25 protein-coding genes are annotated in these 25,930 nt (G+C 53.9%); 21 read left to right on the top strand and 4 right to left on the bottom strand.

Annotation, left to right across the window (positions count from 1 at the left end):
- The first annotated feature begins 35 nt into the window (after window positions 1–35).
- The 7 genes from NOS26_RS02010 (at window position 36) to NOS26_RS01980 (ending at window position 6,931) form a co-directional block, all read left to right on the top strand.
- Window positions 36–800, top strand: a complete 765-nt coding sequence (locus NOS26_RS02010) for a type III pantothenate kinase (RefSeq protein WP_014015105.1) — start codon at window positions 36–38, stop codon at window positions 798–800.
- Window positions 784–1,770, top strand: coding sequence for a tRNA dihydrouridine synthase DusB (dusB, locus tag NOS26_RS02005; RefSeq protein ID WP_014015104.1), 987 nt, complete (start codon window positions 784–786; stop codon window positions 1,768–1,770). Before NOS26_RS02010 ends, dusB begins: the two co-directional genes overlap by 17 nt.
- A 119-nt stretch (window positions 1,771–1,889) precedes the next feature.
- On the top strand, window positions 1,890–2,378 hold the full coding sequence (gene greA / locus NOS26_RS02000) for a transcription elongation factor GreA (protein WP_014015103.1): 489 nt from the start codon (window positions 1,890–1,892) through the stop codon (window positions 2,376–2,378).
- A gap of 16 nt (window positions 2,379–2,394) precedes the next feature.
- Window positions 2,395–3,906: a lysine--tRNA ligase gene (gene lysS, locus NOS26_RS01995; protein ID WP_014015102.1), complete on the top strand. Its 1,512-nt coding sequence runs from the start codon at window positions 2,395–2,397 to the stop codon at window positions 3,904–3,906.
- A gap of 205 nt (window positions 3,907–4,111) precedes the next feature.
- Window positions 4,112–5,368 carry a hypothetical protein gene (locus NOS26_RS01990; RefSeq protein ID WP_255917202.1) on the top strand — a complete coding sequence of 419 codons (1,257 nt, stop codon included), beginning with the start codon at window positions 4,112–4,114 and terminating at the stop codon, window positions 5,366–5,368.
- Between the two features lie 112 nt (window positions 5,369–5,480).
- Entirely contained in the window at window positions 5,481–5,948 is a 468-nt protein-coding gene (gene brxF / locus NOS26_RS01985) for a BREX-3 system P-loop-containing protein BrxF (RefSeq protein WP_014015100.1), read from the top strand.
- A gap of 155 nt (window positions 5,949–6,103) precedes the next feature.
- Complete coding sequence (locus NOS26_RS01980; protein WP_072981848.1) at window positions 6,104–6,931, top strand: undecaprenyl-diphosphate phosphatase; 828 nt, start codon at window positions 6,104–6,106, stop codon at window positions 6,929–6,931.
- A gap of 306 nt (window positions 6,932–7,237) precedes the next feature.
- Here NOS26_RS01980 and NOS26_RS01975 read toward each other — a convergent pair whose 3' ends face one another.
- Window positions 7,238–7,699, bottom strand: coding sequence for a hypothetical protein (locus NOS26_RS01975; RefSeq protein ID WP_014015098.1), 462 nt, complete (start codon window positions 7,697–7,699; stop codon window positions 7,238–7,240).
- A 116-nt stretch (window positions 7,700–7,815) separates the two neighbouring features.
- Here NOS26_RS01975 and NOS26_RS01970 point away from each other — a divergent pair, with 116 nt between their 5' ends.
- The 9 genes from NOS26_RS01970 to NOS26_RS01930 all read left to right on the top strand — a co-directional run bounded on the left by NOS26_RS01970 (window position 7,816) and on the right by NOS26_RS01930 (window position 15,895).
- The gene (locus NOS26_RS01970; protein ID WP_014015097.1) at window positions 7,816–8,373 is read left to right on the top strand and encodes a DUF805 domain-containing protein; all 558 of its coding nucleotides are present in this window, start codon (window positions 7,816–7,818) and stop codon (window positions 8,371–8,373) included.
- Between the two features lie 11 nt (window positions 8,374–8,384).
- Window positions 8,385–8,615, top strand: a complete 231-nt coding sequence (locus tag NOS26_RS01965; protein WP_014015096.1) for a FeoA family protein — start codon at window positions 8,385–8,387, stop codon at window positions 8,613–8,615.
- Window positions 8,608–10,713 carry a ferrous iron transport protein B gene (gene feoB / locus NOS26_RS01960; RefSeq protein WP_014015095.1) on the top strand — a complete coding sequence of 702 codons (2,106 nt, stop codon included), beginning with the start codon at window positions 8,608–8,610 and terminating at the stop codon, window positions 10,711–10,713. The genes NOS26_RS01965 and feoB overlap by 8 nt, the downstream gene beginning before the upstream one ends.
- Before the next feature lie 23 nt (window positions 10,714–10,736).
- Window positions 10,737–11,576, top strand: a complete 840-nt coding sequence (locus NOS26_RS01955) for an energy-coupling factor transporter ATPase (RefSeq protein WP_255917201.1) — start codon at window positions 10,737–10,739, stop codon at window positions 11,574–11,576.
- Window positions 11,561–12,433, top strand: coding sequence for an energy-coupling factor transporter ATPase (locus tag NOS26_RS01950; RefSeq protein ID WP_255917200.1), 873 nt, complete (start codon window positions 11,561–11,563; stop codon window positions 12,431–12,433). Before NOS26_RS01955 ends, NOS26_RS01950 begins: the two co-directional genes overlap by 16 nt.
- Entirely contained in the window at window positions 12,423–13,220 is a 798-nt protein-coding gene (locus NOS26_RS01945; protein WP_074786991.1) for an energy-coupling factor transporter transmembrane protein EcfT, read from the top strand. The genes NOS26_RS01950 and NOS26_RS01945 overlap by 11 nt, the downstream gene beginning before the upstream one ends.
- On the top strand, window positions 13,220–14,002 hold the full coding sequence (gene truA, locus NOS26_RS01940; protein WP_027894732.1) for a tRNA pseudouridine(38-40) synthase TruA: 783 nt from the start codon (window positions 13,220–13,222) through the stop codon (window positions 14,000–14,002). Before NOS26_RS01945 ends, truA begins: the two co-directional genes overlap by 1 nt.
- Window positions 14,003–14,083: 81 nt before the next feature.
- Window positions 14,084–15,151: an anthranilate phosphoribosyltransferase gene (trpD, locus tag NOS26_RS01935; protein ID WP_051014177.1), complete on the top strand. Its 1,068-nt coding sequence runs from the start codon at window positions 14,084–14,086 to the stop codon at window positions 15,149–15,151.
- 45 nt (window positions 15,152–15,196) lie between these two features.
- Complete coding sequence (locus NOS26_RS01930; RefSeq protein WP_014015089.1) at window positions 15,197–15,895, top strand: TVP38/TMEM64 family protein; 699 nt, start codon at window positions 15,197–15,199, stop codon at window positions 15,893–15,895.
- Between the two features lie 141 nt (window positions 15,896–16,036).
- Here the strand turns inward: NOS26_RS01930 and NOS26_RS01925 are convergent, their stop codons facing one another.
- Both NOS26_RS01925 and NOS26_RS01920 read right to left on the bottom strand, forming a co-directional pair.
- Window positions 16,037–17,443 (bottom strand): radical SAM protein, encoded by a 1,407-nt coding sequence (locus NOS26_RS01925; protein ID WP_230579021.1) that lies wholly within the window; start codon window positions 17,441–17,443, stop codon window positions 16,037–16,039.
- Between the two features lie 27 nt (window positions 17,444–17,470).
- Entirely contained in the window at window positions 17,471–18,370 is a 900-nt protein-coding gene (locus NOS26_RS01920) for a universal stress protein (RefSeq protein WP_027894730.1), read from the bottom strand.
- A 137-nt stretch (window positions 18,371–18,507) separates the two neighbouring features.
- Here NOS26_RS01920 and NOS26_RS01915 point away from each other — a divergent pair, with 137 nt between their 5' ends.
- The gene (locus NOS26_RS01915; RefSeq protein WP_255917199.1) at window positions 18,508–19,431 is read left to right on the top strand and encodes a LysR family transcriptional regulator; all 924 of its coding nucleotides are present in this window, start codon (window positions 18,508–18,510) and stop codon (window positions 19,429–19,431) included.
- A gap of 195 nt (window positions 19,432–19,626) precedes the next feature.
- On the opposite strand, the gene NOS26_RS01910 is transcribed toward NOS26_RS01915, so the two are convergent.
- Window positions 19,627–20,175: an NADH peroxidase gene (locus tag NOS26_RS01910; RefSeq protein ID WP_027894728.1), complete on the bottom strand. Its 549-nt coding sequence runs from the start codon at window positions 20,173–20,175 to the stop codon at window positions 19,627–19,629.
- A 301-nt stretch (window positions 20,176–20,476) separates the two neighbouring features.
- Here NOS26_RS01910 and NOS26_RS01905 point away from each other — a divergent pair, with 301 nt between their 5' ends.
- The 4 genes from NOS26_RS01905 to NOS26_RS01890 all read left to right on the top strand — a co-directional run bounded on the left by NOS26_RS01905 (window position 20,477) and on the right by NOS26_RS01890 (window position 25,816).
- Entirely contained in the window at window positions 20,477–21,670 is a 1,194-nt protein-coding gene (locus NOS26_RS01905; RefSeq protein WP_014015084.1) for a hypothetical protein, read from the top strand.
- Entirely contained in the window at window positions 21,663–23,165 is a 1,503-nt protein-coding gene (locus tag NOS26_RS01900; RefSeq protein WP_255917198.1) for a hypothetical protein, read from the top strand. Before NOS26_RS01905 ends, NOS26_RS01900 begins: the two co-directional genes overlap by 8 nt.
- Before the next feature lie 270 nt (window positions 23,166–23,435).
- The gene (locus tag NOS26_RS01895; protein WP_036202253.1) at window positions 23,436–24,119 is read left to right on the top strand and encodes a response regulator transcription factor; all 684 of its coding nucleotides are present in this window, start codon (window positions 23,436–23,438) and stop codon (window positions 24,117–24,119) included.
- Window positions 24,116–25,816 (top strand): ATP-binding protein, encoded by a 1,701-nt coding sequence (locus tag NOS26_RS01890; protein WP_014015081.1) that lies wholly within the window; start codon window positions 24,116–24,118, stop codon window positions 25,814–25,816. The genes NOS26_RS01895 and NOS26_RS01890 overlap by 4 nt, the downstream gene beginning before the upstream one ends.
- Window positions 25,817–25,930: the final 114 nt, after the last annotated feature.

The following is a 25,930-nucleotide window of genomic DNA, read 5'->3' as shown; positions in this document are numbered from 1 at the left end:
GTATTATCAACTTATAGTAGGCAGGAGATAAAGTTATGTTATTAGTCATTGATGTAGGGAATACCAATATTGTCCTGGGCATTTTCAAGGGAAAGGAGCTCATGGACCACTGGCGCGTATCGACGGACCGTCTCCGTACGACCGATGAATACGGCGTCCTCATCCGCAACCTCTTTTATTTGAACGGCGTCAACTCCGACGAAATCGATGCCATCATCATTTCGTCCGTCGTCCCGCCGGTCATGCCCACGCTGGAACGCATGTGCCAGCGCTATTTCGGCCTGACACCGCTGGTCATCGGACCGGGCGTCAAGACGGGCATGGACATTAAATACGATAATCCCCGTGAAGTCGGCGCTGACCGCATCGTCAACGCCGTCGCAGCGTATGAAAAATTCGGCGGCCCGGTCATCATCATCGACTTCGGCACGGCGACGACCTTCTGCGCCGTCGACAAGAAAGGAACCTACCTCGGCGGTGCTATCTGCCCGGGCATCGGCATCTCTACAGATGCCCTGGTACAGCGCACGGCGAAATTGCCGCGTATCGAAGTCGTCAGCACGGATAAGGTCATTTGCCGCAACACCGTCGAAAGTATGCAGGCCGGGGTCTTCTATGGCTTCGTCGGCCAGGTAGACGGCATCGTGGCCCGTATGCGCAAGGAACTGGGCTGTAAGGCCAAAGTCGTCGCTACCGGCGGCCTGGCTGTCATCGTCGCTCCGGCAACGGACGCTATCGACGTCGTCGAACCTATGCTGACCCTGGAAGGGCTGAGAATCATTTATGACCGCAACCATTAAGCCTTTCTCCATCGGCACGGTCGAACTCGAGGCGCCGGTCATCCTGGCGCCGATGGCCGGCGTCTGTGATGCGCCATACCGGGTCATCGCCCACCGCTATGGGGCGGCCCTGGTCTGTGCGGAAATGGTCAGTTCCCAGGGTATCCGCTATCGCAACCAGCATACGGAAGAACTGCTGCACATCGAAGACGGGGAACATCCCCTGTCCATGCAGATTTTCGGTTCGGATCCGGAGGTCATGGCCCAGGCAGCGGCTGTCGTCGAAGAAGCCGGCGCCGATATTGTCGACATCAATATGGGCTGTCCCGTCAAGAAGGTCGTCAAGAATGGCGATGGGTCGGCCCTGATGAAGGACCTGCCCCTGGCAGAGAAGGTCATCCGTGCCGTCGTCCGCGCCGTGTCCATTCCGGTCACGGTCAAGATGCGTACCGGCTGGGATGACGCTTCGTTTACGGCACCGGAGCTGGCCAAACGGGCTGAAGCGGCCGGTGCGGCTGCCGTCACGGTCCACGGCCGGACACGGGAACAATTCTATAGCGGCAAGGCGGACTGGCAAAAAATCAAAGCCGTCGTCCAGGCCGTATCCATCCCGGTCATCGGCAACGGCGATGTCGTAGATGGCCCGTCAGCTGCTGCCCTGATGAAGGAAACGGGCTGCGGTGCCGTCATGGTCGGCCGCGGTGCCCAGGGGAATCCCTGGATTTTCCCGCAGATACGCCATTACCTGGCGACGGGGGAAGTCCTGCCACCGCCGACGGCGATGGAACGCTATGAACAGATGTTGTCCCATTTCGAAGCCCTGCTGGCCTATAAAGGCGAATACATCGGCGTCCGGGAAATGCGTTCCCATGCGTCCTGGTATACGCACGGCCTCTACGGCTCGGCAGCACTCCGCGAAAGAATCAATCGCGCCGCTTCGGCTGATGAATTTCGATCCATCGTCCGCGATATGATGGACAAGGCGCGCTGAAGCGATACGAAAGCCGCTTTATTGACACAAGGGACAGATATGCATATAATTAAGAGTACGGTATAAATTAAAGATATCATAGTGAAACGTGATTATATCGCAGGAGGATCAGGAAAATCATGACTAATGAAACGCTGATTACCCAGGAAGGGTTACAGAAGTTAAAAGATGAATTGAATGAACTGAAATCAGTTCGCCGTATTGAAATTTCCCAGCGCATCAAAGAAGCAATCGCCCTTGGTGACTTGAGCGAAAATGCCGAATACGATGCCGCCAAGAATGAACAGGGCATCATCGAAGGCCGCATTGCCGAATTGGAAGCTAAAATCCGCACGGCGAAGATCATCAAGGAAACCGATGACGGTTCGGATAAAGTCCGCCTCGGTTCGAAAGTCATCCTGGAAGATGTCGAAACAGGCGACCGCTTCGAATACACCGTCGTCGGTACGGCTGAAGCCGATCCGTTCAACGGCCGCATCTCCAATGAATCTCCTGTAGGGAAGGCCATTCTCGGCCAGGTCATCGATACTGCCAATCCGGCTATCGTTACCGTCAAAGCACCGGCAGGTGAAATCAAATACCGCATCTTGCCGCCTGATGCAGAATAATCCTAGGAGGAATAACATGTCGGATACGAAAGAAAAAGAAACGCCTATTATTGAAGAAGAAAAATTGAATGACCAAATGAAGGTCCGCCGCGAAAAGATGCAGGAATTTATCGACGCCGGCGTCTATCCCTTCGGTCAGAAATACAACTGGGATCATCATGCACAGGAAGTCAAGGATGACGCTGCAGAACTGGAAAAGAATGAAACCGTCGTCAGTGTCGCCGGCCGCCTCATGGCTATCCGCCGCCACGGCAAGACGGCTTTCTGCGTCCTTCGCGATTTGAGTGGTGAAATCCAGCTCTATTTCCGTAAAGATGTTCTCGGTGAAGAATCATATACCTTATTCAAACTCCTCGATATCGGTGATATCGTCGGCATCGAAGGGACGGTCTTCGTTACTCATACCGGTGAAACGACGATCCGCGTCGAAAAATGGACCCTCTTGTCCAAATCCCTCCGCCCGCTGCCGGAAAAATTCCATGGCCTGACGGACAAGGAAACGCGTTATCGTCAGCGTTACCTCGACCTCATCGTCAACCCGGAAGTCAAAGATACCTTCATCAAACGATCGAAGATCATCAAAGGCATCCGCAAATACCTCGATGACCGTCATTTCCTGGAAGTTGAAACGCCGATGCTCCATACCATTGCCGGCGGCGCGGCTGCCCGTCCGTTCAAGACGCATCACAACGCCCTCGATATGGACATTTATCTGCGCATCGCTCCGGAACTCCACCTCAAACGCCTCCTCGTCGGCGGCTTGGAACGAGTCTATGAAATGAACCGCTGTTTCCGCAACGAAGGCATCGACACGCGGCACAATCCGGAATTTACGACGGTTGAATTGTACCAGGCTTACGGCGACTTGGAAGATGTCATCAACATCACTGAAGACATGGTTTCCAAACTGGCTGAAATGCTCTATGGCACGATGAAATTGACCTATATCGACAAAGAAATCGACCTCACGCCGCCTTGGGACCGCATGACCATGATCGAAGCGGTCAAGAAATTCAGCGGTGCTGACTTCGAAGGCATTACAGACGTCGAAACAGCCCGCAAGATGGCTGACGAACATGACGTCGAATACGGCCAGTTCGATGGCGTCGGCAAGATTATCAACGCTTTCTTTGAAAAATTCGTCGAAGAAAACCTCATCCAGCCGACCATCATCACCGGTCATCCCCTGGAAATTTCGCCGCTCACCAAACAGGACCGCGATAATCCGCTCCTGACTTATCGTTTCGAAGCCTTTATCTACGGCCGTGAACTGGCAAACGGTTTCTCGGAATTGAATGACCCCATCGACCAGCGTAACCGCTTCATCGAACAGATGAAAGAACGAGAACGCGGCGATGACGAAGCGCATCAGATGGATGAAGACTATTGCCGCGCTCTGGAATACGGCCTGCCTCCGACAGGCGGCTTGGGCATTGGCATTGACCGCCTGGTCATGTTCCTGACCAACAGCCCGTCCATCCGCGACGTCCTTCTCTTCCCGTTGAGCCGTCCGGAACAGCATAAATAAGATAAGGACGGTTCCATGAAGGTTTCTGCCATCATGCACGATTCCTTTGACTTAACAGTTTTTCGTTCGTCGTTCGTCGTTCATCGCGATGGCTTGATATTGTTGGATCCCTTGCGACAAACGATGAACGGCTTTCGACCAACGTAAAACGGAGCTGTCTTCCTAGGACAGCTCCGTTTTCTCAATCCTACGAAGGAGGGACGCCATGAAACGTACAGCTATGGCTGCACTGGTCTTTGCTGTGTCTTTGGCCTGGGGAACCGCTATGGGAGCAGTTCCGGCGGAAAAAACGGGGAAAGCCCTGGCCGGGGCTGCGGCTGTTACGGCTGAGAAGGCCGGGACCGGCCAGACAGCCCCTAAGGCTGCCAAAGCCGCTGCATACGGGACAAGCGACAAAGACGGCAAGGTGGATAAAAAAGCGGATAAAACCGATAAAGACGGCAAAGATAGTAAAAAAGAGACGGCCCATGTACCGACGGATGATGACTGCGTCCTCCTCGACTCCCTGAATACGCTGTCTATCCCGCCGCTGCAGGCCAGCGATTTCTATATTGGCAGTATCCATCATGGCGACAGCCCGGCCAAGGTCAAACGCATCTTCGGGCCGCCGACGAAGTTTTCGCGCAGTACCCATTATACGACCATGCAGTACAACGACAAGGACTTGAAGATGCGCTTCGTCTTCCGCAACAAGACGGCGGACAGCCTGCGCTACAGTGCCGGGAACCGGAAAGCCGTCATTCCCGGGGCAGAATCGATGTTCCTGTCGTCTGGGACGAACATCCTCATCGGCCGGGATGTCCGCCTGAAATATCCGGCAGAAGTGCTGTTGCGCCAGTACGGCCTGCCCGATTCCGTCCTGCGCGACGCCGATGCCAACGTCTATTACTTTACCTATGAAAGCCCGCGGAAAGATGTCATGTACGTCTTTGCCATCGGCAACCGCCGCATCGAACGAGTGGCCCTCATGCCGGTACGGCCGCCGTACATTACGGGAGAAGAAGCGGCGGACCGCATGAAATTGGGCGAACGGGACTTTACCCTCATGGGCTTCGGCCTCAACCAGCCTTTTGAAGCGAACAAGTACAACATGTGGACTAACCTGGTCAAGCGCAACAACAGTAATTTCTGGCTCTATGGCGATTACGGCGTCGAAGTAGACCGGCGCAACATCGTGCAGAAAGTCTTCCTCTTGACGAATAACGCTTACACGGGCCGCGGCGCGACCTTGGGCTATCACGTCTCGACAATCCTGGCTTTATACGGCCGGCCGGACCGCATCGAATGGGGACCGGATAAGGAGAAATCCGTCGACGCCTATTACTATGACAGCCCGTATCAGAAGGGCGTATCCCTGGTCATCGTCGTGCGCCACAACGAGCCCTATGTCGATGACATCATCTTGACGGCGACGCCCATCAAGAACATCCAGGACCCGATGGAACGGTATGGTTTGAAATGATGCTACATACTGCTTTATCATATGTCAAAATAAAATAGCAAAAATGCTTTACTTATATGATGAAAGTTAGGTATAATAAAATAAATAATATAAGAAAACGAAGGTGATTTTCATGGTTACAGATGCAGATGTTTTAAAACGGTGGAAGTACATTGCCCAGGACGATGAAAAATTGTTGATTCTCATTGGCGGCCCTGGTTCCGGCAAGAGCAAACTGATTCGTGAACTGACTTTCCAGGACGGCTGGAAAATCTGTGAAGCCCGGGAACTCTTTGATGACGAATTCCTGGAAATTCCCCGTGCTGACCGCCCGGATAAGGCTATTGCCCTGGTATCGGCAGCAATCCACCGCCTCAATGCCCGTGTCGTCATGATTGATAACGTGGAATTTCTGTTCGCACCGATCTTGAACCTCGACCCCGTCGCCATGTTGAAGAAGTTGAGCCGGGAATGCCCGATCATCGTCAGCTGGCGCGGCAGTTTGGAAGGCAATACCTTGTACTTTGAACACAATGGCGATCCGAAATATGCTAAATTCGTCATCGACAACCCGAATCACGTCATTTGCCTGGATGAATAAAGGCCGTTTTTCACAGGCCCTCGTCTCTGTAAGTGCTGTTACGCAAAGAAGTGCTCTTTGCGCAGCAGCACTTTTTTTTTGCCTGCCATTGTGGTATACTTTCAAGTATTGTTGTAAGCTTTTCATCAAGTGTTCCGCGAAAAGGAGTTAGAAAAATGAGTGATTATATTATTGCCGTCATCCTGGGTATCGTCGAAGGGGTGACTGAATATTTGCCAGTTTCTTCGACGGGCCATATGATTCTCGTCGGCGATATGCTCGGCTTTACAGGACCCCGGGCCAGTGTCTTTGAAGTCTTCATCCAGCTTGGCGCCATCTTGTCGGTCATCATCATCTATAAAGAGAAATTCATCCGCATGCTCCACCAGTACCGCTGCTGGGACCTCTTCCGCCGGGAAAACTGGTTCCGCACCGATACGGGTCTGACCCTGGCTCACATCGCGGCCGGTATCGTACCGGTCATGGGTATCGGCTATCTGGCCCACCATGCCATCAAGACCTATCTCTTTTCAGCCGGTACGGTCATCATCGGCCTCATCATCGGCGGTATCTTCATGCTCGTCGCTGAAAAATCCCATACCAAGACGGTCTGCAACGATGTAGAAAAGATGACCATTGCCCAGGCTTTCCTGACGGGCATGTTCCAGGTCCTGGCTTTATGGCCTGGTTTTTCCCGTTCCGGTTCGACCATCGCCGGCGGCCTCTTCCTGGGCCTCAGCCGGAAGGCAGCGGCTGACTTTTCCTTCATCATAGCCGTGCCGGTCATGATCGTCGCCTGCTTCTACGACCTCTTGAAGAGCTTGAGCGACCTCAGCGGAAACGACCTGGTCATGATCATCATCGGCTTCATTACGGCCTTCATCGTCGCTTACATTTCGGTCCTCTGGTTCCTGAAGTTCATGAATAAATCGACGCTGGCATCCTTTGCCTACTATCGCTTCGTCGTAGCCGTCATTTCCTTCGTCTACTTCTTCATCCTGTAATTTGTGAGACTCAATTCGTAGGCTGCATTCGTAGGGGACGCCCAGAGGGCGTCCCGCAGGTCGAAATAAGGGGCTGAACTTTCAACTTCAAACTCAAAAAGGGCTTGTCGTCGTGCGACAAGCCCTTTTTATGGAACGAGATGCGGGATTCCTACAACGGGCGCCCCACGTGGTCGCCCCTACGGATTGCCGATGGTGGGATTCCCACAACGGGCCGCCCTTTGGGACGGCCCCTACGGACGGTCCTTACGATGCGGCCACTAGGCCGCAGGCCGAAGCCACGAGCCACTAGGCCGCAGGGCGCCATCACGATCCGCTGCCGGCGAGTTGGCGAAATTCGTTGGCCAGTTCGTCAAGGAAGGGGATGATTTTTTCGTCTTCGATGTCGGCGTTGAAGGCTTCCATCATGTTGGGGAAGAAGATATACAGGCCCTGCATATAGACGTAGTAATAGTACTGCAGGTCGTCGTGGCTCATGATGGCCGAAGCCAGGGCGTCGTTGACGGCGAAGTTGAGGTCGTAGAAATCGAGGATTTCATCTTTGAAACGGCCCAGGTCGAGCTCGCCGCGCTGGTAGTCTTCCATGAGGTGGCTGCCCATTTCTCCCAGGGCGTCGGCGACGTCGCCGACGTTATCCGGGACGGCGATGCCGGCATCTTCCATGACGTGCGTCAAGGTATGGAGTGAGGTAATCAAGGATTCACAGAAAAAATTAAAGGTCAGGGCTCCTTCAGAGCCGCGCAGATTCGTAAAGACAGTAGATTCCATAAGGACCTCCTTAAAGTAATTTTTTCTATTATATCATATTTTGACAGAAATGAATTGAATCGAGGCCATGAATATAGTAGGATAGTACTGTAAGCATTTTATAGGAGGTAATCGTTGTGTCTCAACGCAATCAAAAAATTAAATTGAAGAAGCGGTCCCGCCAATCGGCCCGGATTCACCGCGGTTTTGCCATGCCTGTCGGTCCGGGGAGCGAAAACAGCCTGGTCAGTTTCCGTGACTTTGCCGATCTGAAGGCCAAGTATTTCCGCTTTACCGGCCGTATTCAGCGCCGGCCTTTTATTTTCCGGACATTGATTTTAATGTTCGCCCAGTTCATGTTCTCTATCATCCTCTACAGCAAGATCGTCGAATCTATTTTGATCAATCATATGGAATATGCCATCATTTTCGCGATTATCTTCGTCCTGCTGTCCATTCCGGCTGTCTGGTCCCAGATTTCCCTGGGCGTCCGTCGCTGTCACGACATCAACAAGCCGGGCCTCATGTTCGCCGTTCCTTTTATTTGTTACCTGGCCAGCTATGTCCTGCCTGTCCTGGGACAGGATACAGCCGCTATGGCAGCTCAGTCGATCATGGCTGTGTCTTATCTGGGCTTGTTTACCGTCAAGGGGACGTCCGGCGACAATGCCTATGGCCCGGAACGGGCGCGATAGGGGGCGGCAGTATGACTTTAGCAGAAGGGAAAATCGGTTGCGATTATATTGTAGAAAAATTGACCTTGCCGGACCAGACGGAAAAACGTCTGCAGGCCCTGGGCATGATCGAAGGGACGGAAATCTCCGTGCTCAACAATAAGAACGAAGGAACGGTCATCATCAAGATGCGCAGTACCCGCCTGGCTTTGGGCAAAGGGATTTCGTCGCACATCGAAGTAAGGGGGAAGGACCATGACTAGCGAAGTAAAGGCGCAGACGAGGGAAGCACAGGTTCCTAAGGCACCGGCCCAAGTGGAAAAGAAGGAAATGACAGTCGCTTTCATCGGCAACCCGAACTGCGGCAAGACGACTTTGTTCAACGCCTACACCGGGGCCAACCTCAAAGTGGCCAACTGGCCCGGTGTCACCGTCGAAAAGGTCGAAGGCGCCATCAATGCCCACGGTTATCACATCCACCTCGTCGACCTGCCCGGGACGTACAGCTTGACGTCGTATACCATGGAAGAACAGGTTTCGCGTAATTTCATCCTCAGTGACGATGTCGACGTCATCGTCGACGTCATCGATGCATCGGCCCTGGAACGCAATCTCTACCTGACCTTGCAGCTCCTGGAACTGGGCAAGCCCGTCGTCGTCGCCTTGAATATGATGGATATCGTCGAGAAGCGGGGTATGGAAATCGACTTGCACCGTCTGCCGGAAATGCTCGGCGTGCCGGTCATCCCCGTATCGGCCTTGAAACGCCGCGGCCTGAGCGTCCTGCTCCATGCCGCCGTCCATCATAAGGACCACGTCCATCCGGACCGGCTCATCCACAACCATTCGGATCAGACCAATCATCAGCACAACCATCACAGTGAATTTGCCATGGTCTACAGCGATGAAATGGAAGACCGCATCGACGCCGTGCGCCACCTTTTGCACGATAAATATCCGGACTTGTACAATCATCGCTGGCATGCCTTGAAGCTCCTTGAAAAGGATCCGGAGATTGCGGCCAAATATCCCGTCGACGACGTCCACCACGTCCTGGACCGCAGTTATGAAACGGATATCATTACGGAGAAATACGCCTTCATCGAAGAAATCATCCATGAAGTCGTCGTCAATCAGGCGTCGAAGGCGGCTGCTACGGACTCCGTCGACCGCTACCTGACCGATAAATGGCTGGGCATTCCGATTTTCCTGGCCATCATGGCTATCGTCTTCTTCTTGACCTTCTTCGTCGGCGACATGGTACAGGATTCCTTCCAAGGGTCCATCGATGCCCTGTCGGCCATGGCGGAAGGGGGACTGACCTCGCTGGGCGCTGATGATATGCTCATTTCCCTGGTCTGCGACGGCATCATCGCTGGCGTCGGCGGTATTTTGACTTTCCTGCCCAACATCTGTATCCTCTTCTTCGCCCTGGCCCTCTTAGAAGACAGCGGCTATATGTCCCGCGTGGCCTATGTCATGAATGACATCATGAACCGCCTGGGCTTATCGGGCCGGGCTTTCATCCCCATGATCCTCGGCTTCGGCTGCAGTGTACCGGCCATCATGGCTTCGCGGGCCCTGGAAGATAAGCGCGACCGCTATCGGACGATGCTGGTCACGCCGTTCATGTCCTGTAGTGCCCGCCTGCCGATTTACATCCTCTTTTCGGGTATGTTCTTCCCTAACGACGCCATGATCGTCGCCTATTCCATGTACCTCATCGGCATCGTCGTGGCCCTGGTCGCCTTGAAGGCCATGAATGTCTTCAGTCATGTCAAGAAGGAAAACGACCTGCTCATCGAACTGCCTGAATACAAGCGCCCCAGTGCCCACACGGTCTACATCTACGTCTGGGAAAAGATCAAGGACTACTTGAGCCGTGCCGGTACGGTCATTTTCGCCGCATCCATCCTCATGTGGTTCATCCTCAACTTCGGCCCCGCCGGCTATGGCGACATGGCCGACAGTTTCGGCGCTATCATCGGCAAGGCCATCGTACCTTTCTTTGCGCCCATCGGCCTGGGGTACTGGCAGATTTGTCTGGCCCTCCTGGCCGGTATTTCCGCCAAGGAAGTCGTCGTTTCCAGTTTTGCCGTCCTCTTCGATGGCGTCAACATCAATTCACCGGCGGCCCTGGCAGCCCTGGCGTCCATGATGAGTCAAGGCGGGTTCACCCAGCTCAATGCCTACTGCATGATGCTCTTCTCCCTGCTCTATATCCCCTGCGCCGCGACGATCGCCACGATCCACGCTGAATCGCACAGCTGGAAGTGGACGGCCTTTTCCGTCTGTTTCCAGGTTGCCGTCGCCTGGGGCCTGACCTTCGTCGTCTACCAGGTCGGAAGCCGTATTTTTTAACCATGAATAACTAAGGAGTTAGTATGACAGAACCTATGATTAAAACGGATCATCTCAGCCATACCTATGAAGATGAAGACGGCAAGGTGGTCTATGCCTTGAAGGATATTTCCCTGGAAATCGGCAAGGGCGAATTTGTCGCCATTATCGGGACCAACGGTTCCGGCAAGTCGACGTTGGCCAAGCATTTCAATGTCCTCCTGACGCCGACGTCCGGCACGTGTGAAGTCTGCGGCATGCGGACCAATGACCCCGACAATATCTGGAAGATACGCCAGCACGTGGGCATGGTCTTCCAGAATCCGGATAACCAGATCGTCGCCGCCGTCGTCGAAGAAGACGTGGCTTTTGGGCCGGAAAACCTGGGCATCCCGTCTGATGAAATCAAGGCCCGTGTCAGCGATGCCCTGCGCCGCGTCAATATGACTATTTATGCCAAACACGGGCCGCACCTCTTGAGCGGCGGCCAGAAGCAGCGCGTCGCCATTGCCGGTATCCTGGCCATGCAGTGTGACTGCATCGTCTTGGACGAACCGACGGCCATGCTCGACCCCGTCGGCCGCAAGGAAGTCATGGATACGCTTCATCAGCTCCATGACGAAGGCATTACCATCATCATCATCACTCATTTCATGGAAGAAGCCGTCCAGGCCGACCGCGTCGTCGTCGTCGACCGGGCTGAAATGAAGATGGACGGGACGCCGCGCGACGTCTTTACGCATGTCAAGGAACTGAAGGCTATGGGTCTCGACGTGCCCGTAGCTGCCGAACTGGCAGAACGGCTGCGCCAGAAAGGCCTTGATTTGCCGGATTCCATCATTACCGAGGAAGAATTAGGAGATGCATTATGTCGATTAAGTTAAGCAATGTGACCTATACCTACGGCATCGGGACGCCTTTCGAGAAGACCGCCCTTTACGATACGGATGTCGAAATCCATAAAGGGGAATTTGTCGGCATCATCGGTCATACCGGCTCGGGCAAGTCGACGCTGGTCCAGATCCTCAACGGCCTCATCAAGCCGACGGTCGGGACCGTGACCGTCGACGGGACGGATATCGGCAAGAAGACGAAAGAAGCCATGGCCGTGCGCCACAAAGTGGGCATGGTCTTCCAGTACCCGGAATATCAGCTCTTTGAAGAAACGATTGCCAAAGACATCGCCTTCGGGCCGCGCAACTTCGGCTTGAGCGAAGACGAAGTGACAGAACGGGTCAAAGAAGCGATGGACTTCGTCGGCCTCGATTACAAGACCTATGCCGACCGCTCGCCGTTCCGCCTGAGCGGCGGCCAGATGCGCCGCGTTGCCATTGCCGGCGTCATCGCCATCCACCCGTCGTATCTCATCTTGGATGAACCGTCGGCCGGCCTGGATCCCATCGGCCGGCGGGAAATCTTTTCAGAAATCCAGCGCTGGCATCAGGAGAAGGGCATTACGGTCATCTTAGTCTCCCATAATATGGACGATATTTCCCGCCTGGCCAGCCGCCTGCTGGTCTTGTCCCAGGGCCATATCGTCCTCGACGGCGAACCGCTGGATATCTTTGCGACCCAGCAGCGCGCCTTGCACGATGCCGGCGTATCCGTGCCGCCCGTCACGGGAGTGCTCCAATACCTCCAGGGACGGGGCCTTGCCATCAACGACCGGGTCCGGACCGTCGAAGAAGGGGCACAGGCTATTTTCGACTGCCTGAAAGGAGGCAAGGGCCATGCTCACTGATATTACGCTGGGCCAGTATTTTCCCGGCACGTCTTTCTTACATAAACTCGATCCGCGCATCAAGATCGTAGCTACGATGATTTTCATCATCGCCATCTTCTTTGCCCATTCCCTGGCCTCGTATGCCCTGGTCACGGCTTTCGTCGCCTTGAGTTTTGCCATTTCCCGCCTGCCGGTGAAATTCATCCTCAAGTCCTTGAAGCCCCTGTGGGTCATCATCATCTTCACGATGGGCGTCCATATCTTCACGACGCCTGGCGATGTCCTCTGGCAGTACGGTATCTTCCACATCACCAAAGAAGGCCTGTACCAGGGGGCGCTCATGACGGCCCGCCTGGTCTTCCTCATCGTCTTTTCGTCGCTCCTGACCTATACGACGTCGCCAATCGTCCTGACCGACGGCATTGAACACCTGCTCAATCCTTTCAAGCGCATCGGCGTGCCGGCACACGAACTGGCCATGATGATGACCATCGCCCTACGCTTCATTCCGACGCTCCTGGAAGAAACGGACCGCATCATGAAGGCCCAGACGGCGCGGGGGGCTAATTTTACCAGTGGCAGCCTCTTGCAGCGCGGCAAGAATATGATTCCCCTCCTGGTGCCGCTCTTCGTCAGCGCTTTCCGCCGGGCCGATGACCTGGCAACGGCGATGGAAGCCCGCTGCTATCGCGGCGGCGAAGGGAGGACGCGGATGAATGAATTGTCCTATACCTATCGCGACGGCATCGCCATGGCCGCCGTCCTGATCGTCACGGCCGTCCTGGCGGTTATGCGGTGGTTATAATGAAGAAGAATATCTGCCTCGTCGTCGCCTATGATGGCACCGATTTCCACGGCTTCCAGCGCCAGACCAATGCCGAATCGATCCAGCGCTGCCTCGAGCAGGGACTGTCGGCTATTTTCCGGACGCCCATCACCATTTACGGCGCCGCCCGCACCGATGCCGGCGTCCATGCCCGCGGCCAGGTCGTCAACTTCTACGGCCAGGGCTCGATTCCGACGGAAAAGATACCGTATGCCATGAAGGGCTATTTGCCGCCGGAAATTGCCGTCTTATCGGCTAAAGAGATGCCGGACCGCTTCAGCGTCCGCCATGATAATGTGGGCAAGCACTATCGCTATTCCATCGACAATAACCGCATGCACGACCCTTTCCTCCTGCGCTATGCCTGGTTCATCCGCAAACCCCTGGACCGGCAGGCCATGCGCGAAGGCGCGGCTATCCTCTTGGGGACGCATGATTTTTCGGCGTTTGAAGGCCAGAATACGACGCCCATGAATCCCGTCAAGACCATGTACTCTATTACCCTTCACGAGCGGGGCCATGTCCTCGACATCGACGTCGTCGGCGATGGCTTCCTCTACCACATGGTACGCAACATCGCCGGAGGCCTCGTCGATCTGGGACTCCACCGCCTGACGCCGGACCGCTTCCGGGAAATCCTGGAAGGTGGCGACCGGACCCAGCTGGGGGCGACGGCACCAGCCCAGGGCCTGTGCCTGGAAAAAGTTTTTTACGAAGAACGGGAATTGAAACAGCGCATTGCCGAGTTAGAGGAAGAATGAGCCTTTTTGCGGCGCTGATGGGCATAATATGCTATAATAAAAGGGAATAGTACGGTTCCGTTTTTTCAGGCGGAGGTGAGTATGATGCTGACCAGTTTACTGAAAACCATTACTAAGGGAAAGGACCTTAACCAGCGGGAAAGTTCCATCGTCATGGAGCAGATTATGGAAGGGACGATTTCTGACGTCCAGTTGGCCGGTTTTTTAGCAGCCTTGACGACGAAAGGCGCGTCGGAAGAAGAAATCACGGCTTTTGCCCGGACTATGCGGCAATATAGTATGCACGTTCCCTGCACGATGGACGTCTTCGATATCGTCGGTACTGGCGGCGGCCGGACTAAGACCTTCAATATCTCTACGACGGCATCGTTCGTCATCGCCGCCGGCGGCGTCCGCGTCGCCAAGCATGGCAATCGGGCCAAGACGTCTCGCAGCGGGTCGGCCGATGTCCTGGAGGCCTTGGGGGCCAATATCTTCCTCAGTCCCGAAAGTTGTCTGGACATGCTCCAACAGATCGGCCTTTGTTATTTTTATACGCGGTATTACTACTACATGATGAAACGCATCGATGCTGTCCGCGAACAGTTGGGCATTTATACTGTCTTCGATGTCCTGCGGCCTTTGACCAATCCGGCTCATGCCGTATATGAGATCCTCGGCGTCAATGCACCGCATCTGGTCGAGCCCATGGCTCATGTCCTGGCTGCCCTCGGTGTCCGTCACGGCATGGTTGTCTATGGCCAGGATGGCAGTGATGAAATTTCGGCGTCTGCGGCGACGACGATCTGTGAATTTACGCCGGAATCGTTTTCGACGTATGAAATCAGGCCGGAAGATTTCAACCTGCCCAGGGCTTCGCGCGATGAACTGCGCGGCGGCCTACCGAAGCATAACGCGGCCATTACCCGTGCCGTCCTCGATGGACACAAGGGCGGGGCCCGGACGGCAGTCCTCCTCAACGCAGGCGCCGGCCTCTACGTCGGCGGCAGCGTCCTCAATCTCTATGCCGGCATCCGCAAGGCGGCCCGCCTCATCGACAGCGGCCTGGCCCGGCAGAAGCTCGACGACTTCCTCGTCCTGAGCCAGCGCCTGGGACAGGCGGAAAAAGTGAAGCTCATAGCAGACAGGGAACCGGAAGATATGGTATAATAAAGGGTACGAAAAAATTCATTATTACGTGAGGACCGTATTTCTATGAATGATAAATATTTAGGCTGGCTCCTTCATATCGGCGGGGGCCTGCTCGTCATCGTGATGTTTTTGTCGATTCAGCTCATGGCACCTGATTTTTATTCCATCATGTGGCATCTGACTGTCAGCGGCGACTTGGATGGGTTAGCCGATTACATTGCTTCTTTTGGCTTCTATGCTATCGGCATCAGTATTTTCATGATTGCCTTTGTCAATGCCATTGGCCTGCCGTCCATTCCTTTCTTGACGGTCAATGGGATCATCTTCGGCCTCATCCCGGGCATCATCATTTCCTGGATTGGGGAAGTCATCGGCATTGAAATCAGTTTCCGTCTGACTCGGACGCTGCTCCGCAAACAGGCACAGAAAGTCATTTCCAAGAGCAAGATGCTGGAAAAACTCGATTCCTATAGCTGCATCAAGACAGTCATGATGGGCCGGGCCATCCCGTATGCGCCGAATGTCGTCGTCACTGCTTTCAGTGCCTTGAGCCATATTTCTTACCGTGACCATTTCATTGCCAACTTCTTTGGCAAGATGCCGGCTGTCCTGGTCGAAGTCTGGCTGGGCCATGATCTCCTGCGCATCCAGGAACATTGGGGCCGCCTGCTCATCCTGCTGGCCCTGGTATCTATCATCTACGGTATCATCTGGTGGCGCAAACGCCACATAAAAAAAAACCGCTATCATAGCGGAATGTAAAAAAGAGGCTATCGCATTAAGCAAAAAATGCATAATGCGACAGCCTCTTTTTTGAGTTTGAAGTTTGAAGTTGAAAGTTTGATGTGGATGGGACAAAATTTAAAAGTTATTGCCTCACCCTTTTGGATATCCATGAAGGGCTTACGAGATTTCCTGTTCTGTCTGTTTTTTATCGGCCTGGATGATGTCAGTCCATAATTTATCGGCTGCCGGCTGCCAATGTTTGGCATAGGCCTGACATTTGGCGCAGAGATGTTCTACCGATTCCGGGGACTGCATGTCTGTCGATTTGGCGCCTGTCCGTTTGACCATATCGATGAGGGCCTGGGGATTTTCCAGCATCGGGCAGGGGCGGAGGTGATTATGGTTGAAGGGCTGTCCTTTGGCATATTCTTGGAACAGGGGCTGCTGGAGACAGGGGATGAGGTCCTGGTCGTTGATGTTGGCGCTGGAGTAGTGGATGAAGACGCACGGTTCGACGTCGCCGTTGGGATTGATATGGCAATAATTGCGGCCGCCGGCGACACAGCCGTCGATGAATTGGCCGTCGTTCTGGAAGTCGATGGCGAATATCGGCTTGCCGCCTTTGACGCTGCGGATTTCACGGATGCGGCGTACCATATAGGCCCGCTGTTCCGGCGTGGGCAATAAATCGATAGAAGCGTCGTTGCCGACGGGCATGTAGTGGAAGTACCAAGTGAACCAGGCGCCTTTGCTGATGAGGAGGTCCAAGAATTTGTCCGACGTGACGGTCTGGATATTTTTGCGGGTGTAGCAGATCGACGTACCGAAGACGATGCCGTACTGGCGCAGCAGGTCCATGGCATGCATGACCCTGTCGAAGACGCCTGGGCCGCGGCGGCTGTCATTGACTTCGCGGAAACCTTCGACGCTGAGGGAGAAGCTCAGATTGCCGACTTTGACGACTTCTTGGCAGAAATCATCATCGATGAGGGTGCCGTTCGTGAAGGCGTGGAACTCACAGTCCGGATGCTTCCGGCAGAGTTTCAGGATATCGGCCTTGCGGACCAGCGGTTCGCCGCCGGTGAGGAGGTAGAAATGACAGCCGACTTCTTTCCCCTGGCTTACGATTTTGTCCATGACTTCATAAGACAGGTTCAGCGTGTGGCCGTATTCCGCAGCCCAGCAGCCGATGCAGTGCAGGTTGCAGGCACTCGTCGGGTCGAAGAGGATGGCCCAGGGGATGTTGCAGTGGTATTTGGCTTTGGCTGCATCCCGCGTGCGCAGGCCGTAGAAGCCTGATTCAAAACCGAGGTCCATGACGGCGGTGCGGACGACATTGGGATTCAAGGTGTCCAAGGCGCGGTTGAGGAACTGGAACCACTTGCCATCTTCGTCGATGAGCTTGCGGGCCTTGTCGAACGATTCTTTTTCAAATAAATCGCCGAAGAACGTTTCCATGATCGTCGTCAGGCGTTTCAAGGTTTTCTTGCGGTCTTCGGGATTTTTTTCGGCCATGATGCGGTTGACCAGCAGGGCGACCGATTCTTTTTGGGCTTTATGTACGAGTGTATTCAAGGGTATCATCTCCTGAGAAAATGAATGAAGCCGCTGTTAGCGGATGATGAGGACGGGCAGACCGGAATGAGAGGCCACGTAACGGCCGACGCTGCCTAAGAGGACGCTTTGGATGCGGTTCAGGCCGCGGCTGCCCATGACGATGAGGTCTGTATCAATATCGGCTGCGGTCTGCAAGATGACCGGGCCGGGAGAGCCGATTTTATAAAGACATTGTAAGGGGAGGTCAGACGATAGTTGTTCCTGGCAGCGCAGGAAGGCGTTATGGCCTTTGGACCGCATGTGGGCTGCCAGTTCCTGTAGTTTATGCGGTTCCATCGTATCGGGGACTGCTGTATCGTGCAGGCTGTCGCTGATGCTGGCGACGTAAAGGACGGTCAGCGAAGCCTGATCTCCCTTGGCCAGGATTTCGGCCTGCTTCAGGGCCTGGAGCGATGATTCCGAGCCGTCTACGGGTACCAGGATGTGACGGTACGGCCCTTTCTTTTCGTCGTGAGCCAGGAGGACCGGGCACGGTGCGTGGGTAATGACATAGGTGCTGACACTGCCGAGCAGGAAATTCTTGAGAGGCTGTTTACTGCCGCGGCCCATGCAGATGAGGTCGGCTGGCAAAGCTTTTTGTTCTTGTAGAATCGATACTTCCGGGGCACTGAGTTCAAAAAGGGATTGGACCGGAATCGACGTCGGGACCAGGCTGGCGAATTCTTTCAATAAGCCCGTACTGTTGGCTTGAGCAGTTGCGGAGAGTTCGTCTATTGTCAATTCGCTCGTATTTTCCATTTGACTGAACTGATTGATGATGTCGGCCATATTGGCGACGTTCAGCAGCGTAATCGAAGCGCCGGTCAGTTTGGCAATATCGATGGCATGTTGTAAGGCTTGTTTTGCATAATCAGACCCGTCGATGGGGACGAGGATATGATGATATGATTTCATGAAAATACCTCCTTCAAGGGTATCTTTAGGATAATCTCGAAGGAGGCTGGCGTCAAAGTGGTTTTGTCGTATACGAGTTATAGTTTTTGCGTTATAATTAGGTATGCGAAGTATTTTTATTGCATAAAGGAGAGCTTATGGATTGTGAAAGAAGAGAATATGAATATGTCCGTAAAATTGCCGAAACAGGGAGTTTCCTGGCGGCAGCAGACAAATTATATATCACCCAGCCGTCGTTGAGTCAGTTCATACGCCGTATCGAGCGCCATATCGGAGCCGAACTCTTTGACCGTTCCCATCAGCCCGTGACCTTGACGGAAGCCGGGCGGATTTATCTGGACATCGAAGGACAGATACAGGAATTGTGTAAAGTACGGGAACAACGGATCCAGGATTTGGGGCAGACCATTGGCGGGACCGTGCGCATTGGCAGTTCCAATTATCGGAGTTCGACGATACTGGCCAAGGCAATCCCTGTCATCAATGAACGCTATCCGCATATCGATATCTGCCTGGAAGAAGGGACGACGCGGGAACTGGAAGATTTCGCCCTCCAAGGGAAGACGGATTTTTCCATCGTCGTCAGGACGGCCGGCCATTCGGATTTGGAATATGTCGAGCTTTTCCAGGAAGAACTGCTCCTGGCCATCTCACCGGCCTGGGACCTGGAACGGGAACCGCTGTATGATAAGAAGCGCCACTCCCGCTACCCGGTCTTTGATTATCATAGCCTTGACGGCCATCCTTTCCTGGTCATGAAAGAAGGGCAGGAACTGCGCCATTCCTTTTTTTCCCTTGTCGAAGCCCTGGATATATCGCCGACCGTGGCTCTGGAAACGACGGACATGGCCACGGCGCAGACCCTGGCCGGCATCGGCGTCGGCGCGGCTATCGTACCGGGCGGCCTGGCTGTAGCCAATACGCCGGCCGTGGAACCGAAGTATTTTTCCCTGCGGGCCTATCTAGACGATTGGGACGTCGTCCTGGCCTATAAGCGGGGACGCTATTTGTCCAAGGCGGACAAAGCCGTCATCAGCGTCATCTGCGATGTCGCTGGGTGAGTGTAAAAAAGGGGCTGTCGCACGAAGTTTTTTGCCATCATGCATGACCCTTTTGCTTCATAGTTTGTAGTACGGAGTTTGTAGAAGATAGCTTTAAATTTAAAAACCTTCACTAAAAACTATAAACTGCAAACTTAATACTCAAAAAGGGGCTTGTCGTCATGCGACAAGCCCTTTTTTGCATTCCTAAACGGATTATTTTGCGAAGTAACGAGCCAGGAGGCCATCGAATACACGGCCGTGACGAGCTTCGTCTTTTGCCATTTCATGAACCGTGTCATGGATAGCATCGAGGTTGAGCTGTTTAGCGAGGGTAGCGATTTCTTTCTTGCCTGCGCAAGCGCCCTGTTCAGCAGCAGCACGCATTTCGAGGTTGGTCTTGGTGTCGTCGGTAACGACTTCGCCGAGGAGTTCAGCGAATTTAGCAGCGTGTTCAGCTTCTTCGAAAGCGATGCGTTTGTAAGCTTCTGCGACTTCCGGATAGCCCTGGCGGTCAGCGACACGGCTCATAGCGAGGTACATGCCGACTTCGGAACATTCACCAGTGAAGTTGAGGCGGAGGCCTTCAAGGATGCGTTCGTCGACGCCTTTAGCAACGCCTACGCGATGTTCGTCAGCGTATTCTTTGACGCCAGCGACGAGTTCCGTGAATTTTTCTTTCGGAGCGCCGCACTGAGGACACTTTTCCGGAGCTTCCGTACCTTCATAAACAAAACCGCAGATGCCGCATACAAATTTTTTCATCATTCATTCCTCCTGATATTATAATACATTTTGAATAAAATGGATATTAACTGAATACTAACAAATAACTTTTATTTGTTATGGCTACATTATAACAGACCGATAGGGGAAAATCAAGAGTAATTTTGTAAAACTTTTAATTGAAAATAATTATTAATTAAATGAGGCGGGGAAGAACCGGCCATTCACGGTCAATTTTATTGCAATTTAGACATCACTCCTATATAATGGAGATAGTATCCATAAAAGCCTAGACGATATCATGATTATAAAACGAGACTGAAATTTGGAGGTTACGCCTATGTGGAAAAAGAAAGCTGCCTGCATCCTGGCGGTCATGGCCCTGTGCGGGACCATGGCTGCCAGTGCAGCGAATTATACGATTCTGGAAAAAGCGGATAAAGTAGAAACGACGGTCTACGGGACGACGCAGACTGGATCCTTGAACGACCGTATTGCTGCCCTGGACAAACTGCTCAATGGGCAGTCGACCGTTTCGGGCAGCCTGCAGGACAAGACCAATGCCTTATATAAAGATGTATATGGAAATTCGGGTTCCGATTTATCTTTGCTGACGGCAGTCAATCTCATGCAGTGGCAGTACTCCGGCCAGATTACGGATGAACCTCTTCTGGTCCGGGTGGAATCGCTGGAACAGAGCATCGATGGCAAGACCTTGAGCGGTTCCCTGGAAGGCCGCGTCCTGTCCCTGCGCCAGGCACTCCTGGGCAATAAGAAGTACGTGTCCCAGACCGTCACGATCCCGGCCAATACACTGGTGACGATGACTAATATCGATGCCCTCAATTCTAAGACCATCCAGGAAGGTGACGTCGTCCGCTTTGCCGTGGCTGATGACGTCTGCGTCGGCGATGTCATCGCCATCCCTCGCGGCATGGAAGCGACGGGGACGGTGACGAAAGCCCGGAAGTCGGGCCGTTTTGGCAAAGATGGCAAGATTGAGATTACTTATGACAATGTCCGCGCTGCCGATGGATCACCGGTAGCCCTTACGGTGGGCGATAAGACCAAGGAAGAATATAAGCGGACGGCCGGCGCTGTCGGCGCGTCAGCAGCTGGCGCCATCATCCTCGGCCCGGTCGGCCTGGTCGGCGGTCTTTTCGTCCATGGCAATGAAGTCGATATTCCTGCAGGGACGACGATGTATGCCGAAACGAAGGAAAATGCCGAAGTCGTCGGATTCAAGGAAAACGGCGTCATGGACAATATGAAGACGGCCAATATGGCAGCCAGCGGCGTACAGGTCCCGTCCTTTGCGCCCGTTGCCAACAATGACGTCGACAATAGCGGGAATGGCGATACAGGGGCCTATACTGATACGGATACAGCTCCCCAGAGCAGTGGAGGCGATTTGCAGGCAGGCCTCCAAAATGGTACGGTAACGCCTGTCGACCTGGACAATAGCAAACACAACGATGACCAGCAGGCCGTCGTGACGATTCAATCCGATACCGCAGGTGACGCGAATGAATAAAACGTGGACAGCGGCGATGATCGCAGCCCTGCTGCCGCTGACTCTTTCGGCCAGTGCCGCTGATACAGCTAAACTTCATACGGATAAGGTCATGGCCGTTCCCGTGACAGAAAAGAAAATCCTGCCTGTCGATTTGGACCAGGCCGCCGCTTCGCAAGACGTCGTCCTGCCGCAGCAGCCCGTCCATATGACGGCCGATACCTTTTTCGCCCGTAATGCCGACGGCTATGTCAAGAGCCGGGGCAATGTCGACATCAAGCAGGGCATGGATGAAGTCCATGCCAACTATGTCGAAGGCAATATGAAAAGCGGCGTCTACCATACGAAAGGGCCTGTGGTCTATGTCAATGAGACCAATGCCCTGACCGGGCAGGATGTGACCTATAACAGCCAGAACGGCAGCATGAGCATGGATAAGGTCGAAGGCTTCATGGGTCCTACGACCTATATCCGCGGGACCGATGCCGAAATGTACGACAATATCGGCTACGTCAAGCACGGCCTGATTACGACGCCCCATGCCGTTGCCAAGACGCCGGACTATTATATTACCGGTGACGATATCCGCATCTATCCGGGGGAAAAGTTCACGGCTGAAAATACGGCCCTCTGGTTCAAGCACGTCCGCCTGTTCACCTATGGCCATTACGAGGGCCGGTTGGATAACAAGAATAAAACCAAGCATTACATCTTTACGTTGCTGCCGCGGCCGACGTATAACAGCGATGACGGCATCGGCGTCCGGGGGTATGCTGATGTACCGCTTAATCAGTCAGGTGACTTGAAATTCCATGCCAGCTATGCCTTGAACTCCAAGAATGGCCTCAAGCCGGCGGCACAGATACAGAAGGATACCAAAATCGGGTCCTTCCGCTTTGGCTACAGCAAGGAGGAAAGTACCGATAACGACGATAACATCTGGGCTACGAAGTGGCCGGAACTGGAATACTTCGCACCGCGTATCCATCTCGGCGACACCGGCATTTACATCGATTCCAGTGCCAACTGGGGCCGCTGGGCCGAAGATGGCGTCAAGACGGGGACCCATAAAGGCTTCCGCACGGAAATCACTCATACGCCTATCCCCTTATGGCAGCGTGCCAATGTGCGCTTCTTCGCCGGCTACCGCAAGGATTGGTATTCTACCGATGATGCTCAGCGCCGCGATCCTTATTCCGGCGTCATCCTCAACCAGGGCATCAACGATCGCTTGTGGACCAGCTTCTGGTATAAGAAACACAACGTCAGCGGCTACACGCCGTATCGCTTCGATACCCTCGATGACCCCCGTCAGCACGGCCTGTCCATCGGCTACGTCCTGACACCGCGGGATACGGTCATCTTCTCCTGGGCCCAGGACCTCGACGATGATCACATTTCCGACCGCAACTACACCTGGGTCCGCGACCTCCACTCCTTCATTGCGACCATTACCTATAAACAGGTCGATAAAGAATGGCAGGTCAAGATCAAGGCCAAGGACTTCGATTTCTAAAAGGGGCACTGCCGCACGAAGGTTTCTGCCATCATGAGAGGCCCCGTTTACTTTATAGTTTGTAGCACAGAGTTTGTAGTTTGCAGAGAAAACCTTCAAATTTAAAGCCATCCGCTAACAACTAACTGCTAGCCACTAACAACTTTAAAGGGCTTGTCGTCGTGCGACAAGCCCTTTTTTTACCCTCTTTTTACACTGTTTTTAGCCGGTTTTGCGCTATAATGGAATAGAATGAGAAAACTGGATTTTACATGAAAGGACTGTAGCCCTATGCCTTTGATTTACTGTGTCGAAGATGATGAAAATATTCGTGAACTCGTCGGTTATGCCCTGCGCAGCCAGGATTTTGAAGTCGAGACTTTTGCCGACAGCAAGGAATTTTGGCCGGCCTTAGAGAAGCGGATGCCGGCTTTGCTCCTTTTGGACATCATGCTGCCCGGTGAAAGCGGCAACGACATATTGGAAAAACTGCGCAAGACCCAGCCGTATAAGACGCTTCCCGTCATCATGCTGACGGCCAAGACCAGCGAATATGACATTGTCAAAGGCCTGGACGGCGGCGCCGACGATTACGTCTGCAAACCCTTCGGCATCGTCGAGCTCATTTCCCGTATCCGCGCTGTCCTGCGCCGTTCGGGCCGGCAGAATACGGAAACGAATCTCTATACGTATGGGCCGGTTTCCCTGGACCAGGAAAAGCATGTCGTCACCGTCGAGGGCAAGCCGTGTCACTTGACGGTAAAAGAATTTGAACTCCTGCGCTATCTCCTGGTCAATACGGATATCGTCCTCAAGCGGGAACAGATCATGGAAGCGGTCTGGGGCTTTACCTATGAAGGCGAAAGCCGGACCATCGACATGCACATCAAGAGCCTGCGCCAGAAGCTGGGCGATGGCGGCAAGATCATCCATACCGTGCGCGGCGTCGGATACGTCATTGGAGGGAATGTATGAAGCGGAAAGTCTACCTCAGCCTGTTGTCCATGGGCCTGGCCTGTATGGCTGTGACCCTGCTCATTTCGACGTGGTTCTTCTGGCGTTCTACACAGCATCAGATCCAGCAGGAATTGACGATGACCATGGATGTCGTCGAAACGGCCCTTGAAGAAGGCCATGATACGTCCCTGTATTTGAAGAAAATCGGCATCCATCATACGAACGGCCTGCGTATCACTTGGATTAATGCCCGCGGCGATGTCCTCTTTGAATCGGATTACGATAAAGGAATCATGGAAAATCACCTGGCCCGGCCGGAAGTACGGGCGGCGATTGAAAATGGGGAAGGGACAGCCGTCCGCGATTCCCAGACCCTGTCTAAGGCCCTCTATTATTATGCCAAGAAATTGCCTGATGGGACCATCTTGCGGATCAGCTTGGAAAGGGATACGTTTTATGCTCACTTCCTCAGCCTCCTGCCGTGGGCCCTCCTGCTCTTGGGACTGTCGGCCCTGGCCTGTGTTAAGGCCTCGCGCCTGCTGACGGCGAGCCTGCTCAGCCCGCTCCGGCAGACGGCTTTGTTCATCCGCCAGATCAATGACAGCGATGTGAAGATGGTCCAGCCACCGCGCGTCGACCATGAATTACAGCCCTTAGTGGACAAGGTCTTTTTGCAGAGCCAGACCATTGCGGATAATATGCGCAGTCTGGAACAACAGCGCAATATCATGCGCCTCATCATGGAAAATCTCCAGGAAGGCGTCATCCTGACGGATAAATCCTATGGCATTGCCGGCCTCAACCTGCGGGCAGCCCGCTTCCTGGGCGCTGGGAATACACAGGCTGTCCTGCAGCGCAACCTCCAGGAACTCCTTCCCGATGCGCCCTGGGACAGGCTGCAGCATATGGACAGTGTCTGTGAGACGAAACTCATGCGGGCGGACCGCCTCTATCTGCTGACTCTTCAGCCAGTCTATAAAAATGATGATTTCTACGGCATGTTGTTCATCATCGATGATGTGACCGAACAAGAACACCGGGAACAGCTGCGGCGGGAATTTACGTCCAATGTATCCCATGAACTGAAGACGCCGCTTACTTCCATCAGCGGCTTTGCCGAAGTCTTGTCGACGGGCCTCTTCAAGAATAAAGACGACGTCATCCATTTCGGGACGCTCATCCGTAAGGAAGCCCTGCGCCTCTTGCAGATGATCGAAGAAATCATGCACTTGGCCCGCATCGAAGACGGCAAGCGCCAAGTTAACCTGGAACGGCTATGCTTGCGCGACTTGGTCCAGGATATCGTAGAATTTATGGAGCCGGTCCTGACGGAAAAGAAAGTGACCGTCCAGTGTACCATGGACGACACCGAAGTGCTGGCCGACCGCGGCCTTTTCCGGGAACTGATCATGAATCTCCTGGACAATGCCGTCAAGTACAACCGCCCAGGCGGCCATGTCTACATCACTGTCCGCCACGACGACCATAAGGCCTTTTTCAGCATCTGTGATACGGGCATCGGCATCCCTGAAGACAAACAGCAGCGCGTCTTTGAACGCTTTTACCGGGCCGATTCCAGCCGGTCCCGCAAAATCAAAGGGACCGGCCTGGGCCTGGCTATCGTCAAGCACATCGTCGAACAGCATCACGGCACTATCGCCTTGAGCAGCAAGGAAAACGAAGGCACGACGATTACCATCACCTTGCCGATGTAGGGAGGAGGGGCCATCCGTAGGGATGATTTTCCGGTCAGGGGCCCCATACCCGTCCGACACATCAAACATCAAACTTTCAACTTCAAACTCAAAAAGGCGCTGTCTTCATGGGAC

It is taken from the genome of Megasphaera sp. SC8-1, from assembly GCF_024436295.1.
GTDB lineage: Bacteria > Bacillota > Negativicutes > Veillonellales > Megasphaeraceae > Megasphaera > Megasphaera elsdenii.
This window is presented reverse-complemented; position numbering and strand designations above follow the sequence as displayed.

What these genes read in the sequence shown, in the direction of transcription:
- NOS26_RS01895 (WP_036202253.1), top strand. Translation starts at nt 23,436, where the DNA reads ATGCCTTTGATTTACTGTGTCGAAGATGATGAAAATATTCGTGAACTC.
- NOS26_RS01910 (WP_027894728.1), bottom strand. Translation starts at nt 20,175, where the DNA reads ATGAAAAAATTTGTATGCGGCATCTGCGGTTTTGTTTATGAAGGTACG.
- trpD (WP_051014177.1), top strand. Translation starts at nt 14,084, where the DNA reads ATGATGCTGACCAGTTTACTGAAAACCATTACTAAGGGAAAGGACCTT.
- NOS26_RS01890 (WP_014015081.1), top strand. Translation starts at nt 24,116, where the DNA reads ATGAAGCGGAAAGTCTACCTCAGCCTGTTGTCCATGGGCCTGGCCTGT.
- NOS26_RS01905 (WP_014015084.1), top strand. Translation starts at nt 20,477, where the DNA reads ATGTGGAAAAAGAAAGCTGCCTGCATCCTGGCGGTCATGGCCCTGTGC.
- NOS26_RS01945 (WP_074786991.1), top strand. Translation starts at nt 12,423, where the DNA reads ATGCTCACTGATATTACGCTGGGCCAGTATTTTCCCGGCACGTCTTTC.
- brxF (WP_014015100.1), top strand. Translation starts at nt 5,481, where the DNA reads ATGGTTACAGATGCAGATGTTTTAAAACGGTGGAAGTACATTGCCCAG.
- NOS26_RS01915 (WP_255917199.1), top strand. Translation starts at nt 18,508, where the DNA reads ATGGATTGTGAAAGAAGAGAATATGAATATGTCCGTAAAATTGCCGAA.
- NOS26_RS01920 (WP_027894730.1), bottom strand. Translation starts at nt 18,370, where the DNA reads ATGAAATCATATCATCATATCCTCGTCCCCATCGACGGGTCTGATTAT.
- NOS26_RS01965 (WP_014015096.1), top strand. Translation starts at nt 8,385, where the DNA reads ATGACTTTAGCAGAAGGGAAAATCGGTTGCGATTATATTGTAGAAAAA.
- NOS26_RS01925 (WP_230579021.1), bottom strand. Translation starts at nt 17,443, where the DNA reads ATGATACCCTTGAATACACTCGTACATAAAGCCCAAAAAGAATCGGTC.
- NOS26_RS01930 (WP_014015089.1), top strand. Translation starts at nt 15,197, where the DNA reads ATGAATGATAAATATTTAGGCTGGCTCCTTCATATCGGCGGGGGCCTG.
- NOS26_RS01955 (WP_255917201.1), top strand. Translation starts at nt 10,737, where the DNA reads ATGACAGAACCTATGATTAAAACGGATCATCTCAGCCATACCTATGAA.
- NOS26_RS01975 (WP_014015098.1), bottom strand. Translation starts at nt 7,699, where the DNA reads ATGGAATCTACTGTCTTTACGAATCTGCGCGGCTCTGAAGGAGCCCTG.
- dusB (WP_014015104.1), top strand. Translation starts at nt 784, where the DNA reads ATGACCGCAACCATTAAGCCTTTCTCCATCGGCACGGTCGAACTCGAG.
- lysS (WP_014015102.1), top strand. Translation starts at nt 2,395, where the DNA reads ATGTCGGATACGAAAGAAAAAGAAACGCCTATTATTGAAGAAGAAAAA.
- truA (WP_027894732.1), top strand. Translation starts at nt 13,220, where the DNA reads ATGAAGAAGAATATCTGCCTCGTCGTCGCCTATGATGGCACCGATTTC.
- NOS26_RS02010 (WP_014015105.1), top strand. Translation starts at nt 36, where the DNA reads ATGTTATTAGTCATTGATGTAGGGAATACCAATATTGTCCTGGGCATT.
- feoB (WP_014015095.1), top strand. Translation starts at nt 8,608, where the DNA reads ATGACTAGCGAAGTAAAGGCGCAGACGAGGGAAGCACAGGTTCCTAAG.
- NOS26_RS01990 (WP_255917202.1), top strand. Translation starts at nt 4,112, where the DNA reads ATGAAACGTACAGCTATGGCTGCACTGGTCTTTGCTGTGTCTTTGGCC.
- NOS26_RS01950 (WP_255917200.1), top strand. Translation starts at nt 11,561, where the DNA reads ATGTCGATTAAGTTAAGCAATGTGACCTATACCTACGGCATCGGGACG.
- NOS26_RS01980 (WP_072981848.1), top strand. Translation starts at nt 6,104, where the DNA reads ATGAGTGATTATATTATTGCCGTCATCCTGGGTATCGTCGAAGGGGTG.
- NOS26_RS01900 (WP_255917198.1), top strand. Translation starts at nt 21,663, where the DNA reads ATGAATAAAACGTGGACAGCGGCGATGATCGCAGCCCTGCTGCCGCTG.
- greA (WP_014015103.1), top strand. Translation starts at nt 1,890, where the DNA reads ATGACTAATGAAACGCTGATTACCCAGGAAGGGTTACAGAAGTTAAAA.